The organism is Nocardia sp. CDC160, assembly GCF_035818795.1.
Taxonomy (GTDB): Bacteria; Actinomycetota; Actinomycetes; order Mycobacteriales; family Mycobacteriaceae; genus Nocardia.
The window spans coordinates 241,886-259,127 of record NZ_JAYKYT010000002.1; the positions used below are offsets into that span (position 1 = coordinate 241,886).

Consider the following 17,242-nt stretch of genomic DNA (forward strand, 5'->3'; position numbering starts at 1 on the left):
ATCCCTTTCGTAGACAACGATGTCCACGTCTATCAATCGATGCCCACCCGGCACGACGGTTACGTGCGCACTGATCCGAAGCCCGTCATCCCTCAGGCCAGGATGAAGCTGAGTTGTTGGGTGTAGCCGCCCCCTTCGCGATTCCACGAGTAGCCGAACCAGACGCCCGGGGTCACCTCGCGGATTTCGTCGTAGAGCGACGGGGTCGGGGAGGGGGCGTAGTCGAGGATCCAGGCCGGGCCGCCGTCCACGATCGAGGGTCCGGCGAAGACGGTGGCGGGCCAGGCTTCGAATCCGGCGGCCGTGAGGCGGTTGAGGAGGTAGCCGCCGGACGGGCCGGTGTAGAAGTCCTTGCCGATCCAGACGAGCGGGGCCCAGGACTGCATCTCGCGCGGCGCGGCCACCCAACCGTCCTTCGCGCCGATCGGGACATCGCCGCGCGGGGCGTTGCGGTAGATGTCCTCCAGTTGCGAAGGTGCGCATCTGAAGCGCAATGAGTCCACAGTTGCTGATGTGTTGTCGGAGAACAGAACACATCCGTTGCCATTGTCCGCGTCGGCGTGGGCGGCCACCGGGACGACCATGACCAGCACCCCGAAAGCAACGGGGGCGAGGCTATTTACGAGGGCTTTTCGGAGTCTTTCACCGCTAGTACCCATCACTGTCTCCACCGGGAAGAATCCCGACCCACCAGTGATCTTAGTTCGCGACAAAATAGCTGGTCAGAACCGACTCCGAACCGAGACCGGATCGATCCGTAGTTAACAGGAAATTGACAGCATTCGACTGGAAATGTCTCGAGCTTCGTGTCGATCTAATTAGCTATGACCCCGATTCAGGCCCGCTCACCGCACGCGCGGTGGACTTGGATCGCGGCCGGCAGTTTCGTCGCCGTGATCTCCTTGGCATCGCTCGCCCCGCGTGCCCTCGCCACCTCTCGCGATCAGATCGGATTCGATCAGGTCCCGGAGACCACGCCGCCCGGCACCACGGCGATTGCCCCGCATCCCATCTCGGTCACGGCCATCGCCCAGCAGATGCAGGCCGCCATTCAGGCCGCCTCCCCCGGCACCAGCGTCGGCATCGACGTGGTGGACACCACCACCGGCACCCCCGTCGCCAGCCTCAACGCCGATCAGCAGTTCTACACGGCCTCGGTGGTGAAGCTGCTCATCGCGCTGGACACGCTGAAAAGCCAGGACTGGCAACCGGATTCGGATACCGCCGACCGGGTGAGCCAGATGCTCTCGACCAGCGACGACGATATCGCGGACGCGCTGTGGGACAACGGCGGCAATGACGCCATCATCGACCGCATGGTGAGCACCATCGGCCTGACCGCCACCACCGCGCCCGAGGACACCGCGCAATGGGGTGAAACCCTCACCACGCCACGGGATGTCGTGTCGATCTTCCACTACATCACCACCGCGGCCCCGGCCTCGGCGCGAGATCTCATCCTGGGTGCGCTGCACGACGCGGCCGAGACCGCCGCCGACGGGACGAATCAGTACTTCGGCATTCCCGACGCGTTGACCAGTGCGAGTTGGGCGGTGAAGCAGGGGTGGATGGATCTGGACTCCTCGATCACCCTGGACACCACGGGGTTGGTGAGTCCGTCGCCGGATCAGCCGTATCGCTATGCGGTGGTCGTCCTCTCGACCCAACCCGCGGGCACCAGCTGGTCGGTGGCGGGCGCGGCCCTCACCGCCGGGGTGCAGCTGCTGCACGCCGTCCTGAAGTAACTCTCACCCGATCCACTGCCGCACCCGATTGCGGGCGATGCGGCGGGCACGTTCCGGCGATACCCGATCCGGTTCGGTGATCACCGAGATCGCCAGCCCGTCCAGCAGCGCCAGCAATTCGGTTGCGGTGTCCCGGGATTCGTCCTCCCGGGCGGGCGCGGCGTGGGTCAGCACCCGCGCCAGCAGGTCCTCGGTTTCGCGCCACTGCTCGCGATGCAGTGCCGCGATCTGGGGATCGTGGGCCGCGCGCGCCACCAGGGCCAGCCAGACCCGTGCCAGCCGGTCCTCGGCGGTGGGCGGGAGCAGCAGCTCGGTCAGGCTGAGCAGTTGTTCGTTCGGCGGGAGCGCGGCGAGGTCCGAGCGGGTGAACCGGAGGGCCGCCTGGTGTCGCACGTGGTGCCAGGCGGCCAGCAGCAGCTCGGTCTTGGTCGAGAAGTTGTATTGCACCGTGCCGATGGAGACTCCGGCGCGGGCGGCCAGATCGCGAATGCTGACGCCCTCGATGCCGGTCTCGGCAATGGCATCGGCGAGCCGTTCCAGCAGTTGGTAACGCCGGTCGGTGGTTTCGACGGGGCGGCGGTCAGCCACGACGTCCTCTCTGCTCGCGGGTGGAGTAGTAGCGCCACGCCTGGCCGATCAGCTTGCCCGCCAGCGCGGCCGGTTCGGGGCGCTGATCGGAGCGCGGGGCGCGATCGGCCACGGCGGCGAAGAACAGCAACAGTATGCCCAGCCCACCGATGCCGAAATACACGCCCTCGCCGAGCATGCCGACAATGAAGCGGGCCGACTTGTGTTCGTGACCCTCGAGACCGGGCATGATCAGGTCGGTTTGGGCCCAGTGCACGGCCTCGGCGAGCACCCAGGCGAAAGCGCCTGCGACGGTGCACCATCCGGCCAGGGGGTGGCGGCGGGCCAGGGAGAAGCCGAACACCACGGTGACGGCGGCGAGCACGCCGACGGCGATCTCGCTCGCGCCGAACAGGGTCGCGCCGTTCATCGCCGCACCGCCGTTTCCGACTCCGAACCCCGGCGATGCCGACCAATGGCGACCAGCAGCAGGACCCACGCGCCAATGAGCAGAAGGTTCCGCAGGGCGGCGCCGATTTCCATGTGCTCGGTCATGCCCTCGGTGTCCCCACCCAGGAACAGGGTCCGCTCGGCGATCATGGCCACCGCCGAACCGGCGAGCCCGATCACCGCCGCGGCCATCGCGAACGGGAACGCGCCGCCGAGGCGTCGGCGGTAGTAGACCGCCAGTGCCGCACCGGCCACCGGAGCCAACAGCCCCAGCAGTTCCAACACTCTGAACATTCGACCCACCCCTCATACGATCGTTATGTCATGCATCTTTTACGCAGATCAGAGTCTCATACGATCGTATGATTCGCAACCATGGCGGGATTCCGCGCGGTAGGAGCGACGACAACACGCGCCCCGATGACGGCGGCGACGGGTTAGGGTCGGCCGTCTGTTTCGGTGAATGGAGAGGATGCCCGGCGTGGTCGACTCGGCACGGCCGTCGCCCGCCCCGCGACCGGTCCCCCTCTGGACCATCGCCCGCGAGTGGGGCCGCATCGGCTGCCTCGGCTTCGGCGGCCCACCCGCCCACATCGCCCTGCTGCGCCGACTGTGCGTCGAACGACGCGGCTGGATCGCCGCCGACGATTTCGAAGACGGCATCGCGGCCACCAACCTGCTCCCCGGCCCCGCCTCCACCCAACTGGCCATCTTCACCGCCTGGCGACTACGCGGCCGAGCGGGCGCACTGATCGGCGGATTCTGCTTCATAGCACCCGGTTTGGCGCTGATCCTCATCCTCGCGGCAGTGTTCCTGGCCACCGACAGCCCGTCCTGGGTGCGCGGCGCGGCGGCCGGTCGGGCGGGTTGCTCGCCGCGGCCGTGGCTTTCGCGCCCTCGTTCGGGTTCGTGTTGGTCGGGGCCAGACATTTCGATCGGTTGCGGGCCGATGGGCGGGTGCAGGCGTTCTTCACGGGTGCCGGACCGGCCGTGATCGGTGCCATTGCGGGGTCGGCGATTCCGCTCGCGCTTGCGTTGCAACACCTCTGGCAGTTCGCGGTGTTGGCGGCTGCTGCGGTGTGGCTGTTGGCGGCGCGGCGCGGGACGGTCAGCGCGCTGTTGGGGGCCGGAGCGCTCGGGGTGGGTGCGGCGCTGGTGGGGTTGCCGATCGGGTGACGGCTCAGACCGTGATGCCGAGGGCTCCCGCGACCGCCCGGGTGAGGTGGTCGGTGACCTCGGTGGCGGTCCAGTGGCGGTGTTCGGTCAGGTCGTAGACGACGCGTTCGTCGAAGATGGTGATCCACAGCAGCACGGCGTAGGTGACGTCGTATTCGGCGGTCTTGCCCTGCAGCGCCAGGGAATTCAGCACCTCGGCGAGCATGTCGTGCAGGGCGGTAATGGATTCGTCCCCGGCGGCGAGGCGTTCGATGAAGCCCTTTGAGCTGCGGATGTAGCGCACGGCGGGTCCCCACTGCGCGGCCTGATCCACCCAGGTGCGGCAGCAGCGGTGAAAGCGGTCCACCGGATCGGGTCCGGCGTCCACGGCCGCGAGCGCCTCGACCAATTGCTCGATGGCTCGGCGATGGAAGGCCTGCAACGCGTCCTGGGGCGTCGGGAAATGCCGGTACGCGGTGGCCACTCCCACGCTCGCCTCGGCGGCGAGCTCGGGGATGGAGAAGCCGATCCGTCCGGCCTGCAGCAGGGCCTGGACGGCGTCGACCAGCAGCACGCGGCTGCGCTGGGCGTCACTGCGGGTGTTCACGGGCACGCCTCCATCCTCCGCGAACGCGGGTCGAGATCACCGCGCGGCGCTCGAGTAGAGAAGTTCTTCTCAGTTTCGTATTCTCTAACAGAGAAGATCTCCTCACTTAGGAGGCCGGGATGCGGGCAGCCGCACCGGGCGCGCTCTTGGTCCTGATCATGGCGCAGCCCAATATGGCGACCGGGATGATGCCGTACTACCGGCATGCCTGGGCGCTCGCGCCGCTGCTCATCACGGTGATCTTCGCCGCGTACCTGTTCGCGCTGACGCCGACGCTGTCAGTGCTGGGGACGCCGTCCTCGCGCGCCGCCTGGTGGTGGCGCATAGGGGTGGGCAGTGGGTTCGGCGTCGCCGCGGATGCGGCCATGGCCGTGGCGCATTCGCCCTGGCCGGTGGTGCTGGCGCGCGTCTGCGCCGGGCTTTCCGTCGGATTGGTGACCGGGTCGCTCGCCGGATTGATCCTCGAGCGCAAGGGCGAGGGCGGGCGCACGGCCATGGCCGTGGCGACCGTGCTCGGTTCCGCGCTGGGGACCATCGCGGCCGCGGTGGTGGCGCAATACCTGGCCGCGCCCGGGGTGACGGTGTATCTCGTGCATGCCGTGCTCCTGGCGGCGGTCATGGCGGCTGTGCTGAGTGATCGCGCGGTCCGCCCGCTGCCGGTCGAGCACCGCGCGACTCCCCCGCCCGATGCGACAGAACCTCGAATCGCCGGATACCTCAGTGGAATTGCCGCGTGGGTCTCGGCGGGTTTGGTGGTCGCACTGCTGCCCAGCTATGGCGCGGAACTGCTCGGTACCGCGAATCTCGCGCTGCTCGCCCTGCCGGTGACGCTCTACCTGGTGAGCGCCTGGGTGGTGCAGCGCGTCCTGCCTCCGGGCAAGCTCGCCGCCGAATCCGTTACGGCACAGGTCATTATCGTCCTCGGTGTCGCACTGGCCGCGGCCGTGTCCTGGGTGCCCAACCTGGCCTTGCTGCTGTGCGGCGGTGTGGTGGCCGGGTGCGGGCAGGGTCTCGCCTACCGCACCGGTCTGCGAATCGTCAGTGCCACAACGCCTCCCGCTCAGCACGCCCGCGCCGCCTCGCGATTCGCGGGCGTGGCGTATGCGTGCGCCGCGCTCACGACGGTCGGCCTCGGTGCCATTGCCACGGTCGCATCCCTGCGTGACGCCGTGCTGGCCGCCGCGGCCGTCCTGCTCCTGGTGGCCGCGGCCACCGCAGTCGTCCGTCGGCGCGCAATGGCGCGTGCTGCGGACTCCATTCCCGCTCAGCGACTCTCGACAACCGCATAACCACGACCATTCGAAGAATAACACCCAATGGCGTGAATTCTCGCGCGCGAATTCCGATCGCGCGCAATTCCGCATGCCTCGCCTCGAATTCCCTTGTCCGCTTCGACAAATGGACCGAAACGAAGACGTTACGCGAGTTCACCGGTCCATAAACTCCGACCGTTTCACTGGAATGCATCGACTTCAAACACATTCTCTCCGAATGGATTCCAGAAATGGCAGCACCAACTCTCAACCGCAGTCTCGGCCGGTGGGATCTCATCGCCATGGGCGTCGGCACCATTGTGGGCGCGGGCATCTTCGTCACCACCGGCATTGCCGCCGCGACCAAGGCCGGGCCCGCCATCGTCCTTTCGTTCGTGCTGGCCGGAGCCATTTGCGCGCTAGTGGCGCTGTGCTACAGCGAACTCGCCTCCATGACGCCGCTCTCCGGCAGCGCCTACACCTACACGCGCGGCACGCTGGGCGAGGTGCCCGCGTTCCTGGTCGGCTGGAATCTCTTGCTCGAATACGCGGTGGCGGCCTCGGCCATTGCCATCGGCTGGTCCGGATTGTTCGGCGCGACCCTGGATTCCCTCTTCGGAATTTCCCTGCCCAAGGCGATTTCGGCGGGGCCCAGCGACGGTGGCGTCATCAATCTTCCGGCCGTTCTGATCGTGGCCGTACTGATCGGTGTGCTGGTATTCGAGGTGAAACTCACGGCGGCCGTGGTGAAAACTCTGGTGGCCGTGACGATCGGGGTTCTCGTGCTGGTGATCGCGATCGGCGCACCGCATGTGCATCCCGGCAACTGGTCGCCGTTCCTGCCGTTCGGCGTGCACGGCATCGCGGCGGGGGCGGCGCTGGCGTTCTTCGCGTATCTGGGATTCGATGTCGTGGCCACCTCCGCCGAGGAGACCCGCGATCCGCGCCGGGATCTGCCCTGGGGCATTATCGGCTCGGTCGTCGTCGCCACCGCGCTGTATGTGGCGGTGAGCGCCGTATTGACCGGTGTCGCACCGTATTCCACGCTCGGCAATGCCGCGCCGGTGGCGACCGCGCTGGCCGCGGTGGGCGCGGGATGGATCGGCAAGGTGATCCTGGTGGCCTCGGTGGTCGCGCTCACCAAGGGCCTGCTCATGGTGTGCTACGGACCGACCCGGCTGGTGTTCGCCATGAGCCGCGACGGCATGCTCCCGAAGGCGCTGTCCCACACCGGCTCCCGAGGTACGCCGGTACGACTGAGCCTGCTGCTGGGCACGGTGGTCGCCGTCGTCGCGGGCCTGCTGCCCATCGGCACGGTGGCGGAACTGGTCAATATCGGTGCGCTGTTCGCCTTCCTGATCGTGGCCCTGGGCGTGCTGATCCTGCGTCGCACCGCACCCGACCGTCCCCGGCCCTTCCGAGTCCCGTTCCTGCCGCTGGTCGCCGTCGGCGCGATCGCCGGATGTGTCTGGCTGGCCACCACTTTCGAGGCCCTGACCTGGCTGCGCTTCGTGATCTGGAGTGCCGCCGGGGTGGCGGTGTACCTCGCCTACGGCCGACGTCACGCCACCGCGGCACCCGAAGCCCCGGCCCCGGATACGAGCACAGGGATACCGTCGGCCACCACACCTGCCGACACCGCCGATCTGCCCGCCTCCGCCGCCCTGCCCGCCGGAGGTGTGGCGTGACCGCGCAGCTGGACAGCTTTTACCCGACCCGGGTCGATTTCGGGACGCTCGACGAGATCCGGCAGGCGGCGGCCGCGGCCCTGCCCGCCGATGTGCTGGATTTCGTGGAGGGCGGGGCGGGCAAGGAGATCACCTTGCGGGACAACCGGCTCGCCTTCGATCGCTGGCGCATTCTGCCCGCGCCCATGAGCGGGGTGGGCGCGCCGTCCACGCGCACCGAGTTCCTCGGAATGCCCTTGGACACACCGATTCTCACCGCGCCCTTCGGCGGTGACGCGCTGTTTCATCCGGACGGTCACCCGGCGGTGGCGCGGGCGGCGCAGGCGCGGGGAGCGCTGTCCGTCGTGCCGGAGGCGGGCAGTTTCTCCTATCAGCGGGTGCGGGCCGCCGCACCCGAGGCCGCGCGCATCGCGCAGGTGCATCCCTTCGGACATGCGGCCGCGGTGGCCGAGCGGGTGGCACGGCTGGGATACGAGGCGCTGTGCGTCACGCTGGACTGCCCGGTCGGCGGGTTCCGAACGCGCAATATGGCCAATCGATTCGACCCGGACCAGCGGCATTTCGCGGGCAATCTGACCGGCGAGGACGGTGCGCCCGGGGTCGCGGAGGTGTTCGGGCAGCTGCTCAAACGCGGTGGCATGGTGTGGGATTGGGCCGAGTTGGCCAGCGCCGCCACCGGGTTCGGGCTGCCGTGGATCGCCAAGGGTGTGCTCACGCCCGCGGCGGCCGAGCGGGCGCTGGCCATCGGCGCGAGTGCGCTGGTGGTGTCCAATCACGGTGGGCGACAGGTGGATCCGGCTCCGGCCAGCCTGGACATGCTGCCGGGCATTCGGGCGGCGGTCGGGCCGGAGGTGCCGATTCTGTTGGACAGCGGTGTGCGTACCGGCAGCGATATCTATCTGGCGCTGGCCCTGGGCGCGGACGCGGTGATCATCGGCCGCTCCGCCATCTACGGGCTGGCGGCGGCCGGGGAGGCGGGGGTGGATCGGGTGCTCGAGCTGCTCACCGAGGAACTGCGCACGCTCATGATCCTCTCGGGCGCACCGACCATCGCGTCGATCGACGCCTCGCGCATCACGCGGGCCGCCTCATGAGCGCGTTCCCCTTGGCCCGCAGCGCTTCCGGGCTCGTCTTCACCTCCGGCTTGGCGGCCGTGGATCCCGAGACCCTCGCCGTCACCTCCGACACCTTCGAAGGCCAGGCGAAAGAGGTTTTCCGACAACTCGATACGGCCCTCGACGCCGAGGGCAGCAGCCGCGACCGCGTCATCCGCCTGGACTGCTATCTCGCGGATCGCCGCTGGTTCCCCGACTGGAACACCGTATTCCGCTCCCACTTCCCGACGGCCGCACCGGCGCGGATCACCACCGTCACCACCCTGCCCATCGACGGGCTGCTCATCGAAATCCAGGCGATCGCCGTCGCCACCGCTCAGGAAGAACGATCATGACCGCAGTCACTCCGCTCATCCATTCGCACTCCGCCATCGGCGATTTCACCATTCGAGACGTCATCGAAGGCCAGACCGCCGGACAACTCATCGTCGCCGCCGACGACTGGGGGTGGTGGGCCACGCTCCTGGGCGGCGACACCATCGTGCCCGCCACCGGCATCCAGCAGACCGTCGCCGAGGGCCTGATGCGCGCCGGGTTCCTCATTCGGCGCGGGCACCGCTATCAGCTCACCCACACCGGACACGATGTGGGCAAGAATCGCGGCTTCGTGCGGGTCGCGGTGCGCGGCTGGGAGCCCACCTTCCGGCAGCTGTCGGACAGCCCGCATCGCGAATACATTCCCGCCGCAACCGAACCCGGCGAAGTTGCCCGCGGCTGCACCGATATCGCGCGCCGTCGACCGGAGATCTTCGAGGCCATCGGCCGCGCCATCGCCACCGACACACCCGGCTGCACCATCGATCTCGGCTGCGCCGACGCCGGGCGCGTCATGGCCCTGTCCGGCATCGCCGAGCACGAGCGCTTCCTCGGGGTCGACATCGAACAGGGCGTAATCGACGACGCCACCGATGAACTCGCGACCCGCGGCCTCTCCGACCGCATCACCCTGCTCGCCGGATCCGTCCAACCCGAACCCGAACCCCCCGCCTGGCTCGCGGCCATCGACCGCGACGCCGTGACGACGGCCATGTCCTTCTTCCTGCTGCACCAACTCGCCAGCGACGGCGACGGCATAGCCGCGGTCCTCCGCGGCTGGATGGACTGGTTCCCCAATCTGCGCCGACTGGTGATCGGCGACGGCTACCTACTCGAAGCCCCGTACTGGACCGAACAGCCGTGGTTCTCCCCCACCTACGAGATCTACCACGCGGTCACCGGCGTCCGCCTGTGGACGCGGCAGGAATACGAGCAGGCCTTCGCCGACCTGGGCTGGACCGTCCGCCGCCGCCTCGAGGACCACACCATGCTCGTCACCACCATCCTCGAACGGGCCTAACCCCACCAGCATGCAATCTGGCAGGCACCTTCTCGACGTTCGCCTGCCAGATTGCATGCTCGTCGATGGTCATGAGAGGTGCATGAGGTCGCCGGAGGTGGAGAAGAGGCTTTTGCCGAGCTTTACGAGGGGGATGCCGACGGGGGCCAGGATTATGGTGGCGGACAGGATTATTCCTACCAGCCAGAGTAAACCCGCCACTATGCCCAGGACTGCGCCCAGTACGGCTCCGAGGATGGCCAGGACCGCGGCCAATAGTTTGTTCAATGCTCCCATGATGACCTCCTGAGTCATTCAGGGAGTAACCCGTTGGACGGATCGCACGCAGCCACGGCCCTTTACGTCGCCCTGGTTCGGACGACGCCACATTAGGTCAAGCTGAATGGGGATTGGGGAAGGCGCAGGCTGGGGTTCCGCCTGGGAGGCGGTATCGATTGTCTGCGATCAGGCGGTACAGTCCGGCGGCGATCCAGCTGAGCGGGGGAATGAGCAGGAGTGCGCCCAGTATTCGCCACGGGAGGCTGGCTCGCAGCAGGAGGCGTGCTACCGCCCCTGCCCCGGCGGACCGGCGCTCGTTTGCGTCGACCCACTGAACCGCGCGCTGGGCCTGCTCCTCGGTCAGGCCGAGGGCGGGCAGGTCGGCACGCTGCCAGGGTGTGAAATCAACCGTGGGTTTGATATGTGTCCGAATGAACTCGACACTCGCGGTACAGAATCCGCAATCACCATCGAATACCAGCAATGGCCGTTGGCCTACCTCTTCGGTGAATACTGGTTTCGTCATGGCCACCCCTTTCTCTGTACAACCCATTCGACTCCAGAATTTCGGTACCGCAAAGGAATTCGCTCAAGATCTACATCACAGTCGGCTTTGTCACAGGGAGTTGGCGCGGGCGAGCAGGTAGGTGCGTTCGGCGTCGTTGTGGGTGAGGGCTATGGCTTGGGTGTAGGACTGGGCGGCTTCGGATTTGCGGTTGAGGCGGAGGAGGAGGTCGGCGCGGACCGCGTGGTAGAGGTGGTGGGTCGAGAGGTCAAGAGCATCCAGTTCGGCGAGAGCCGTTGTGGGGCCGCAGACTTCGGCCAGGGCCACGGCTCGGTTGAGGAGGACTATCGGGGTGGGGAGTTGGGCGGCCAACTGGTCGTAGAGGGTGAGGATTTGGGGCCAGTCGGTGTCGGCGGGGGTGGGGGCGTCGGTGTGGACCGCCTGGATGGCGGCTTGGAGTTGGTAGGGGCCGGGCTGGTTTCGGCGGAGGCAGGTGCGAACCAGGGTGTGGCCTTCGGCGATGAGGTCGGCGTCCCAGAGGTTTCGGTCTTGGTCGGGCAGGGGAATGAGCGCGCCGTCGGCGGAAGTGCGTGCGGGGCGGCGGGATTCGGTGAGGAGTAACAGTGCCAGCAGGCCCCAGACCTCGGGCTCGTCGGGCATCAGGTCGGCCAGGACTCGGGTCAGGCGGATGGCTTCGGCGCAGAGGTCGGGGCGGGTCAGCTGGTCGCCCGCGGTGGCGGTGTGGCCCTCGGTGAAGATCAAGTAGAGGACCGCCAGGACCGAGTCCAGCCGGGCGGGGAGGTCGGCGTCGGAGGGCACCCGGTAGGGGATGCGGGCGTCGCGGATTTTGCCCTTGGCCCGGGTGAGGCGTTGAGCCATGGTGGTTTCGGGGACCAGGAAGGCCCGGGCCACCTCGGCGGTGGAGAGGCCGCCGAGGAGCCACAGGGTGAGGGCCACCCGGGCGTGGGATGAGAGGGCCGGGTGGCAGCAGGTGAAGATCAGGCGGAGGCGGTCGTCCGGCACCGGACCCTCCTCGGGTGGGGTGTCGCGTTCGTGGAGGAGCGCGGCGTGGGCGTACTTGTCGGGGCGGGCGGCCTCGCGGCGCAGGCGGTCCACCGCGCGGTTGCGAGCCGTGGTGATGATCCAGCCGGGAGGGCTGGGCGGGAGGCCGTCCACCGGCCAGCGTTGGACCGCGGTGGCGAAGGCGTCCTGGACCGCGTCTTCGGCAATGTCGACATCGCCGAAGACGCGGATCAGGCTGGCGACCGCGCGGCCGTAATGCTCGGTGAACACCGCTGCGACGGCCGCGAGATCGACTGTGCCGGAAGGCATGTCACCGATCCTGGATCGGCCGGACCTCGATGGGCAGCCCGATGATGGTCGCCATGCGGCCGCCCCAATCCAGGGCCTCGTCCAGATCGGCCGCCTCGATAACGGTGAATCCTCCGATCTGCTCCTTGGCCTCGGCGAACGGCCCGTCGGTCATGAGCACCTCGGACCCCTTGGCCCGCAGGACCGTCGCGGTGCTGGGCGCGTGCAACCCGGCCGCGAACACCCACGCCCCCGCCGCCCGCATCTCCGCATTGAGCTTGTCCAGCTCGCTCATGATCTCGTCGAGATTGTCCGGCGGCGCGGAATCCGACGGCTGATAGATGCTGAGCAGGTACTGGGTCACAGCGACTCCTCTGCGGCGGGTCGGTAGGTGGCGATGAGCACACCGGTCGTCGTGGTCACGCTCTCGACCAGCCGCAACGCGCCCACATCGACGCCATCGAACAGGCGCTGGCCGGAACCGAGCGTCAGCGGGTGGATCGAGAGCAGATACTCGTCGATCATGCCCGCGCGCATGAGGGAACGCAGCAACTCGCCGCTGCCGAGCACCACCAGACTCGAGCCGGGCCGCTCGGCAAACACCTCCCGCACGGCCGTCACGGCATCCCCGGACAGCAGGGTCGAGTTCTGCCACGGCAGCGGCTCGGTCAGCGTGCGGGAGGCGACGAGCTTCTCCGTCTTGTTCAGCACCTCGGTGTACGGATTGTCGGTCCGATTCGGCCACACCTGGTAGAAGTCCTGGTAGGTGCGGCGGCCGAGCAGCAGCGCGCTCTCGCCCGCGGCCTGCGCGGCCATGTGTTCGCCCATGACCCGGCCCTGTACCGGATCCGCGTACGGGTGTGCCCAGCCGCCGGTGAATCCATTGCGGGTGTCCTCATCCGCTCGACCCGGCGCCTGCATGACGCCGTCGAGGGTCAGATTGACGACCGCGGTGATCGTGCCCATGTTTCGCTCCTCGGGATCGTGCCCGGCCGACTTGCCGGGCTCATCCCCTACACGAACGGGCTACCGCGAATACGACATCACCGCGAAGAAGAATCCTCAGATGTCGAGATTCTCCTCGATGTCCTTGAGCCGATGCCGCGCGAACGCCAGATTCCCGCGCTCCCGATCCAGCGCGACGTACAGGAACAATCCGCGCGACCGCCGCCCCCGCAAGGGTCGCACCAGGTGGTACTGGCTATTGAGCGTGATGAGCACGTCCTCGATCTCCTCATGGAGGCCGAGCTGCTCGATGGTCCGGATCTTGGCGCGAATCACCTCGGTGTTCCCGGCCGCGGCGATCTCGATGTTCAGATTCTTGGTGCCGCCCAGCATGCCCAGCGGCATGCCGCTGCCATAGTCGACGACGGCCGCGCCGATCGCGCCGTCGAGCATCATCATGTCCTTCAGAGCAATGTCCAACTCCGCCATGGATGTTCCCTTCGCGCGCCGTGACGGGTCCCCGCCTGCGGTGACGCTACGCCCGCTCCCGATGCGCGGTATCGGATTTGCTGAAGAATTCCGCTAGGTACGCAATTAACAAGTTACGCAATCAGATAGCGATGACTGGCCTTCGAAAAGCCGTGGGCGCTGCCGGATTCGGCAGCGCCCACGGTCCCGCTACGCGTCTCAGCCGCAGAGGCTGCCCGGAGCGGTGGCCGCGTCCAGGAACAGCACGGCCTCCTCCTTCTCGGACGCGCCGCCCGGCAGCTGCTCGACCAGATGCTCCTTGGTCAGCCCACCCGCCAGCGCGGAGCAGTCGGCCTTGCCCACATCGATGGCCGCCGCCTGCTGATCGTTATCCGACAGTAGCTCCCCGTGCGCCTGCAGATAACTCACGAACACCTGCTCCTGTGCGGTGAGCGCCCGCTCCGCACCGGCCGCCCCCGCGGCCGCCCCCACCAAGAAAACCCCCGCGACCATCACTCCGAAACCCGAAGCGAGACGGCGCTTTTTACCCACGAACTCTCCTTCAACATCGAACGAACCCGGCGAGCCTACCCCGGCCGGTCGCTAATCACGCGAGAAGCCGACCAAGCCCTCGAGGCGGGGGACGAGCTCGTCCGGACTCGGCATGGCCGACATCTCGGCGGCGACCTCCCTGGCCGCCGCGGCCAGCGCGGAATCGCTGATCAGGCGCGTGATGTGCGCGGCGGTAATGCGTCTGGGCGCGACGGACAGCCCGCAGCCCCGGGTGTGGATCAGGTTCGCGTTCCAGCCGCGGTCGCCGGTGTCGGGCGTGAGGATTTGGGGCACACCGGCATTCAGGGCGGCGTACACCGAGCCCGCTCCGCCGTGGTTGATCATGGCGTCGCAGGTGCGCAGGGCGTCGGTGAGGACGGTCCAGCCGACCGTGCGAATATTCGCGGGCAGGGCGCGGTGGCGGGTGACGCCCCGATCGGGTCGGACAATGACGAATTCGGCGTCGACCGCGGGCGCGGCACGCAGGACCGATGCGAGAAACGGTGTCGCTTTATCGCCGAGCATGGTGCTGCGGGTGACCAGGATTCGCGGGCGATCAGCGGGAGTCGTGAGCCAGTCCGGTATGGGCGGTCCGGGGGTCGAGAAGGGGATGTAGCGCATGGGCCAGCCCGGAATGGAGACAATGCTGGGCGGAGCGATACTCAGCGCGGCGGTATCGGCGACGTCCGGTGCGCCCAGTCGCTCCAGCAGCCGCGCGCAGACCAGTTCGCCGTGGTCGAGTCCGATATTGTGCAGCACCGCGGGGACTTTCCGCCGGGCGGCGGCGATCGCGGCGACGGCGGCGAAGGGCTCGTGCACGACGAGGTCGGGTGCGAAATGCCGCGACAGCGCCAGGACTCGCTCGCGCATGGTCTCGTTCACGGGGGCGAAGACGCGCGCCGCGACCATGGGATCGGCGGACCCGATGATCGCGTGCCGGGTGGCGAGCGGATGCAGGGCCAGGGCGCGAATGGGAACTCGCACGCTCATGGGATCGGCGACCGTCACCGTCGGTAATCGGTCACGCAGCACGCTCACGACCTCATCGCCCGAACCGAGCAGGACCTCGTGTCCGGCCTCGCGCAGGTGCAGGGCCAGCGGCAGCATCGGGAAGGCATGGCCGATCAATGGGGTGGCGACGAACAGGACTCGCACCCTGGTACTTCCTCTCTCCCCGACGGTTTCGCGCTACCCGCCGAGTGCTTTGGCCAAAACCGGCCAGGCGGCGGCGAGGTGATCGCGCCAGTACGGCCAACTGTGTGTGCCCGCCGGAGCGAAGTCATAGGTGGCCGGTATGGCGAGACCGTCCAGTTCACTGTGCATGATGTCGGTGCACAACCGCGTGCCGAATTCGATGGCTCCGCCCTCGAACACGACATCGGGCAGGTCCGGAGTCGAGAGATTCTCGTGCTCCCCAGGGAGGCCCGACGCGGCGTAGAAGTAGAGTGCCTTGCCGCGCAAGTGATCCGCGTGGGTCAGCACATCGTGTGCGGCCCAGTCCGGATCATTCGCGGCTCCCCACATGGCATCCGGATCGGAACCGTCGGTGCCGACGATATAGCGCAGCTCCGCCTGCCCGATCGCATCGGCGGTATTGAAACACCCACTCAGCGCGGCCACCCCGGCATAGAGATCGCCGGATCGTTCGGCCAGCATGAGGGCCGCCTGCGCACCCATGGAGATGCCGAGCACCGCGGCGCGGCCGCTGCCGTCGAACCGCGCGTCGAGCAGCGGCGGCAGTTCCCGGGTGAGCAGCGTTTCCCACTTCTGGTGTCCGCGAACGCGATCGTCGCGCTGCCAGTCGGTGTAGTAGCTGCCCGCGCCGCCCACCGGGAGCACGACGTTCACGTCCTTGTCTGCGAAGTATTCGACCGCGCCGCCATGGAAGGTCCAGTCGTTCTGGTCGGGCCGGGCGGAGTCGATGCCCTCCAACAGGTAGACGGTCGGCCGCGGGGCCGTACGGTCCCGCGGCAGTAGGACATCGATCTGCACGGTGCCCGCCATGGCCGGGGAGCGAACGAATACCTGCAGCCAGCGGTCGGTGACCCGCACTATGTGGTCGATGCTCGCGCCACTCTCGGCTCGCGCCCCCGGTGCGCCGACGATCACCCCGAGCAGCACCGCCAGTATCGCGATCCATCTCATGACGGCCCCGCTCCCGTCGCATCGAACCGCCAGATCGGTTCGCCCCCGCGCACCGCGTGCGCCCGCCTCATGATCTCACGAAGCCGCTTCTCCCCACCCAAAGCCCTTGTCTGCGTCCGATATTCGCCGATAGCCCGCAGCTTCACCGCCTCCAGCCCACCGGCCACCGGAAACGCCGTCATACTCCACTGCTCGGGCCGCACGGTCACCCCCGCCAGCGCCGCGGCATCGGGCCCCCGCGCCAACAGCGACATGGCCTCCAGCTCGAATCCGGCTCGCGGACTTGCCCATCCAGGCGCGGACCGATACGGAAACGGCCGCAACCGCGAGACCGGATGCCGCCGCCGATTCCGCTCCGACAGAGCATTGAAGTCCTCATAGAACAGCACCCGCGACCCAACCCGCAAAGCCGCCACCGCCACAATCACATGATCAACATGATTCCCAATCCCCAAGGGAGCCAACACAACCGTGTCCCCATCCTCCACCAGCCGCCCGATCCCCCGCCGCACCGTCTCCACATACGCCCCCCGCGCCAAATCCTCCGACGTCCGAAACAACGCCAGCGGCCCCCGCGGCCGAGGCTCACGAAACAACCGCTCGAACAACCCAAGCCGCCGCCCCCGCGCCCCCAAAATCCCCAGCGCCCGCTCATCCTCCTCCCCCCGAACCCCATAATCAGAGAACGCCTTCTGCCGCCCCCCACCCCCCACAGCAACCCCCGCCCCAGAAAACACAGTCAACACCTCAACGACCTGCCCCCGCCCCACCCGCCCCGCAATCAACCCCCCAACCGACAACACCGCATCATCAAAATGCGGCGACACCACAACAACCCGCCCCACACCATCCAACACCCGAGAAAGTTCCATAGCGCCCTCCACCCACCAAAGCGAAAGGCGCCGCACCCGAGGACCTCGAGCTCAACAACCGCCACCCCCGCCCAATGAGCCTCCCAACCGTACCGAACTCCCCGCTTCCCCAACCCCCAACCACAAATCCTCGACGACCATGCAATCCGGCAGCCAAACGTCGAGAGGCCCCCTGCTCCATTGCATTCTGGTGAACGCGATTCACGCTGCCCGTCACAGCCGACGAACGCGCAGTACGCCAGTCAACATCGGCAGCGAGAACTCACCGCT

Annotated in this window: 23 protein-coding genes; 8 read left to right on the forward strand and 15 right to left on the reverse strand. The window is 67.8% G+C overall.

Annotated elements, in window-relative coordinates:
- Positions 1–92 precede the first annotated feature (92 nt).
- Positions 93–584, reverse strand: a complete 492-nt coding sequence (locus VMT40_RS08580; protein ID WP_326357452.1) for a hypothetical protein — start codon at positions 582–584, stop codon at positions 93–95.
- A gap of 309 nt (positions 585–893) precedes the next feature.
- Between VMT40_RS08580 and VMT40_RS08585 the strand changes: the two genes are divergently transcribed.
- A complete protein-coding gene (locus VMT40_RS08585; protein ID WP_326357453.1) occupies positions 894–1,745 on the forward strand; it encodes a hypothetical protein in 852 nt (283 codons plus the stop codon).
- 3 nt (positions 1,746–1,748) lie between these two features.
- Here VMT40_RS08585 and VMT40_RS08590 read toward each other — a convergent pair whose 3' ends face one another.
- The 3 genes from VMT40_RS08590 to VMT40_RS08600 are packed head-to-tail and all read right to left on the reverse strand — an operon-like array spanning position 1,749 to position 3,056.
- On the reverse strand, positions 1,749–2,333 hold the full coding sequence (locus tag VMT40_RS08590) for a TetR/AcrR family transcriptional regulator (protein WP_326357454.1): 585 nt from the start codon (positions 2,331–2,333) through the stop codon (positions 1,749–1,751).
- A complete protein-coding gene (locus tag VMT40_RS08595; RefSeq protein ID WP_326357455.1) occupies positions 2,326–2,742 on the reverse strand; it encodes a hypothetical protein in 417 nt (138 codons plus the stop codon). The genes VMT40_RS08590 and VMT40_RS08595 overlap by 8 nt, the downstream gene beginning before the upstream one ends.
- Entirely contained in the window at positions 2,739–3,056 is a 318-nt protein-coding gene (locus VMT40_RS08600; protein ID WP_326357456.1) for a hypothetical protein, read from the reverse strand. The genes VMT40_RS08595 and VMT40_RS08600 overlap by 4 nt, the downstream gene beginning before the upstream one ends.
- 187 nt (positions 3,057–3,243) lie before the next feature.
- Between VMT40_RS08600 and VMT40_RS08605 the strand changes: the two genes are divergently transcribed.
- Positions 3,244–3,756 (forward strand): chromate transporter, encoded by a 513-nt coding sequence (locus VMT40_RS08605; protein ID WP_326357457.1) that lies wholly within the window; start codon positions 3,244–3,246, stop codon positions 3,754–3,756.
- The gene (locus tag VMT40_RS08610) at positions 3,645–3,938 is read left to right on the forward strand and encodes a chromate transporter (protein ID WP_326357458.1); all 294 of its coding nucleotides are present in this window, start codon (positions 3,645–3,647) and stop codon (positions 3,936–3,938) included. Before VMT40_RS08605 ends, VMT40_RS08610 begins: the two co-directional genes overlap by 112 nt.
- 4 nt (positions 3,939–3,942) lie before the next feature.
- On the opposite strand, the gene VMT40_RS08615 is transcribed toward VMT40_RS08610, so the two are convergent.
- Complete coding sequence (locus tag VMT40_RS08615; RefSeq protein WP_326357459.1) at positions 3,943–4,530, reverse strand: TetR/AcrR family transcriptional regulator; 588 nt, start codon at positions 4,528–4,530, stop codon at positions 3,943–3,945.
- A 113-nt stretch (positions 4,531–4,643) separates the two neighbouring features.
- Here VMT40_RS08615 and VMT40_RS08620 point away from each other — a divergent pair, with 113 nt between their 5' ends.
- The 5 genes from VMT40_RS08620 to VMT40_RS08640 all read left to right on the forward strand — a co-directional run bounded on the left by VMT40_RS08620 (position 4,644) and on the right by VMT40_RS08640 (position 9,916).
- Complete coding sequence (locus tag VMT40_RS08620; protein ID WP_326357460.1) at positions 4,644–5,813, forward strand: hypothetical protein; 1,170 nt, start codon at positions 4,644–4,646, stop codon at positions 5,811–5,813.
- A gap of 215 nt (positions 5,814–6,028) precedes the next feature.
- Complete coding sequence (locus tag VMT40_RS08625) at positions 6,029–7,465, forward strand: amino acid permease (RefSeq protein ID WP_326357461.1); 1,437 nt, start codon at positions 6,029–6,031, stop codon at positions 7,463–7,465.
- Positions 7,462–8,559, forward strand: a complete 1,098-nt coding sequence (locus VMT40_RS08630; protein ID WP_326357462.1) for an alpha-hydroxy acid oxidase — start codon at positions 7,462–7,464, stop codon at positions 8,557–8,559. Before VMT40_RS08625 ends, VMT40_RS08630 begins: the two co-directional genes overlap by 4 nt.
- Positions 8,556–8,915, forward strand: coding sequence for a RidA family protein (locus tag VMT40_RS08635; protein WP_326357463.1), 360 nt, complete (start codon positions 8,556–8,558; stop codon positions 8,913–8,915). The genes VMT40_RS08630 and VMT40_RS08635 overlap by 4 nt, the downstream gene beginning before the upstream one ends.
- Positions 8,912–9,916, forward strand: coding sequence for a hypothetical protein (locus VMT40_RS08640; RefSeq protein ID WP_326357464.1), 1,005 nt, complete (start codon positions 8,912–8,914; stop codon positions 9,914–9,916). The genes VMT40_RS08635 and VMT40_RS08640 overlap by 4 nt, the downstream gene beginning before the upstream one ends.
- Before the next feature lie 69 nt (positions 9,917–9,985).
- On the opposite strand, the gene VMT40_RS08645 is transcribed toward VMT40_RS08640, so the two are convergent.
- The 10 genes from VMT40_RS08645 to VMT40_RS08685 all read right to left on the reverse strand — a co-directional run bounded on the left by VMT40_RS08645 (position 9,986) and on the right by VMT40_RS08685 (position 16,972).
- Positions 9,986–10,192, reverse strand: coding sequence for a hypothetical protein (locus tag VMT40_RS08645; RefSeq protein ID WP_326357465.1), 207 nt, complete (start codon positions 10,190–10,192; stop codon positions 9,986–9,988).
- Between the two features lie 97 nt (positions 10,193–10,289).
- Positions 10,290–10,727 (reverse strand): thiol-disulfide oxidoreductase DCC family protein, encoded by a 438-nt coding sequence (locus VMT40_RS39330; RefSeq protein ID WP_442789936.1) that lies wholly within the window; start codon positions 10,725–10,727, stop codon positions 10,290–10,292.
- A gap of 63 nt (positions 10,728–10,790) precedes the next feature.
- Positions 10,791–12,011, reverse strand: a complete 1,221-nt coding sequence (locus VMT40_RS08650) for an RNA polymerase sigma factor (RefSeq protein WP_326357466.1) — start codon at positions 12,009–12,011, stop codon at positions 10,791–10,793.
- Between the two features lies 1 nt (position 12,012).
- Entirely contained in the window at positions 12,013–12,354 is a 342-nt protein-coding gene (locus tag VMT40_RS08655) for a YciI family protein (RefSeq protein WP_326357467.1), read from the reverse strand.
- Entirely contained in the window at positions 12,351–12,956 is a 606-nt protein-coding gene (locus VMT40_RS08660) for a dihydrofolate reductase family protein (protein WP_326357468.1), read from the reverse strand. Before VMT40_RS08660 ends, VMT40_RS08655 begins: the two co-directional genes overlap by 4 nt.
- Before the next feature lie 96 nt (positions 12,957–13,052).
- Positions 13,053–13,424 (reverse strand): hypothetical protein, encoded by a 372-nt coding sequence (locus VMT40_RS08665; RefSeq protein ID WP_326357469.1) that lies wholly within the window; start codon positions 13,422–13,424, stop codon positions 13,053–13,055.
- 198 nt (positions 13,425–13,622) lie between these two features.
- On the reverse strand, positions 13,623–13,955 hold the full coding sequence (locus tag VMT40_RS08670) for a DUF732 domain-containing protein (RefSeq protein WP_326357470.1): 333 nt from the start codon (positions 13,953–13,955) through the stop codon (positions 13,623–13,625).
- A gap of 51 nt (positions 13,956–14,006) precedes the next feature.
- Positions 14,007–15,110 (reverse strand): nucleotide disphospho-sugar-binding domain-containing protein, encoded by a 1,104-nt coding sequence (locus tag VMT40_RS08675; RefSeq protein WP_326357471.1) that lies wholly within the window; start codon positions 15,108–15,110, stop codon positions 14,007–14,009.
- Positions 15,111–15,143: 33 nt separating this feature from the next.
- Entirely contained in the window at positions 15,144–16,100 is a 957-nt protein-coding gene (locus VMT40_RS08680; RefSeq protein WP_326357472.1) for an alpha/beta hydrolase, read from the reverse strand.
- Complete coding sequence (locus tag VMT40_RS08685; protein ID WP_326357473.1) at positions 16,097–16,972, reverse strand: PIG-L deacetylase family protein; 876 nt, start codon at positions 16,970–16,972, stop codon at positions 16,097–16,099. Before VMT40_RS08685 ends, VMT40_RS08680 begins: the two co-directional genes overlap by 4 nt.
- Between the last annotated feature and the right edge of the window lie 270 nt (positions 16,973–17,242).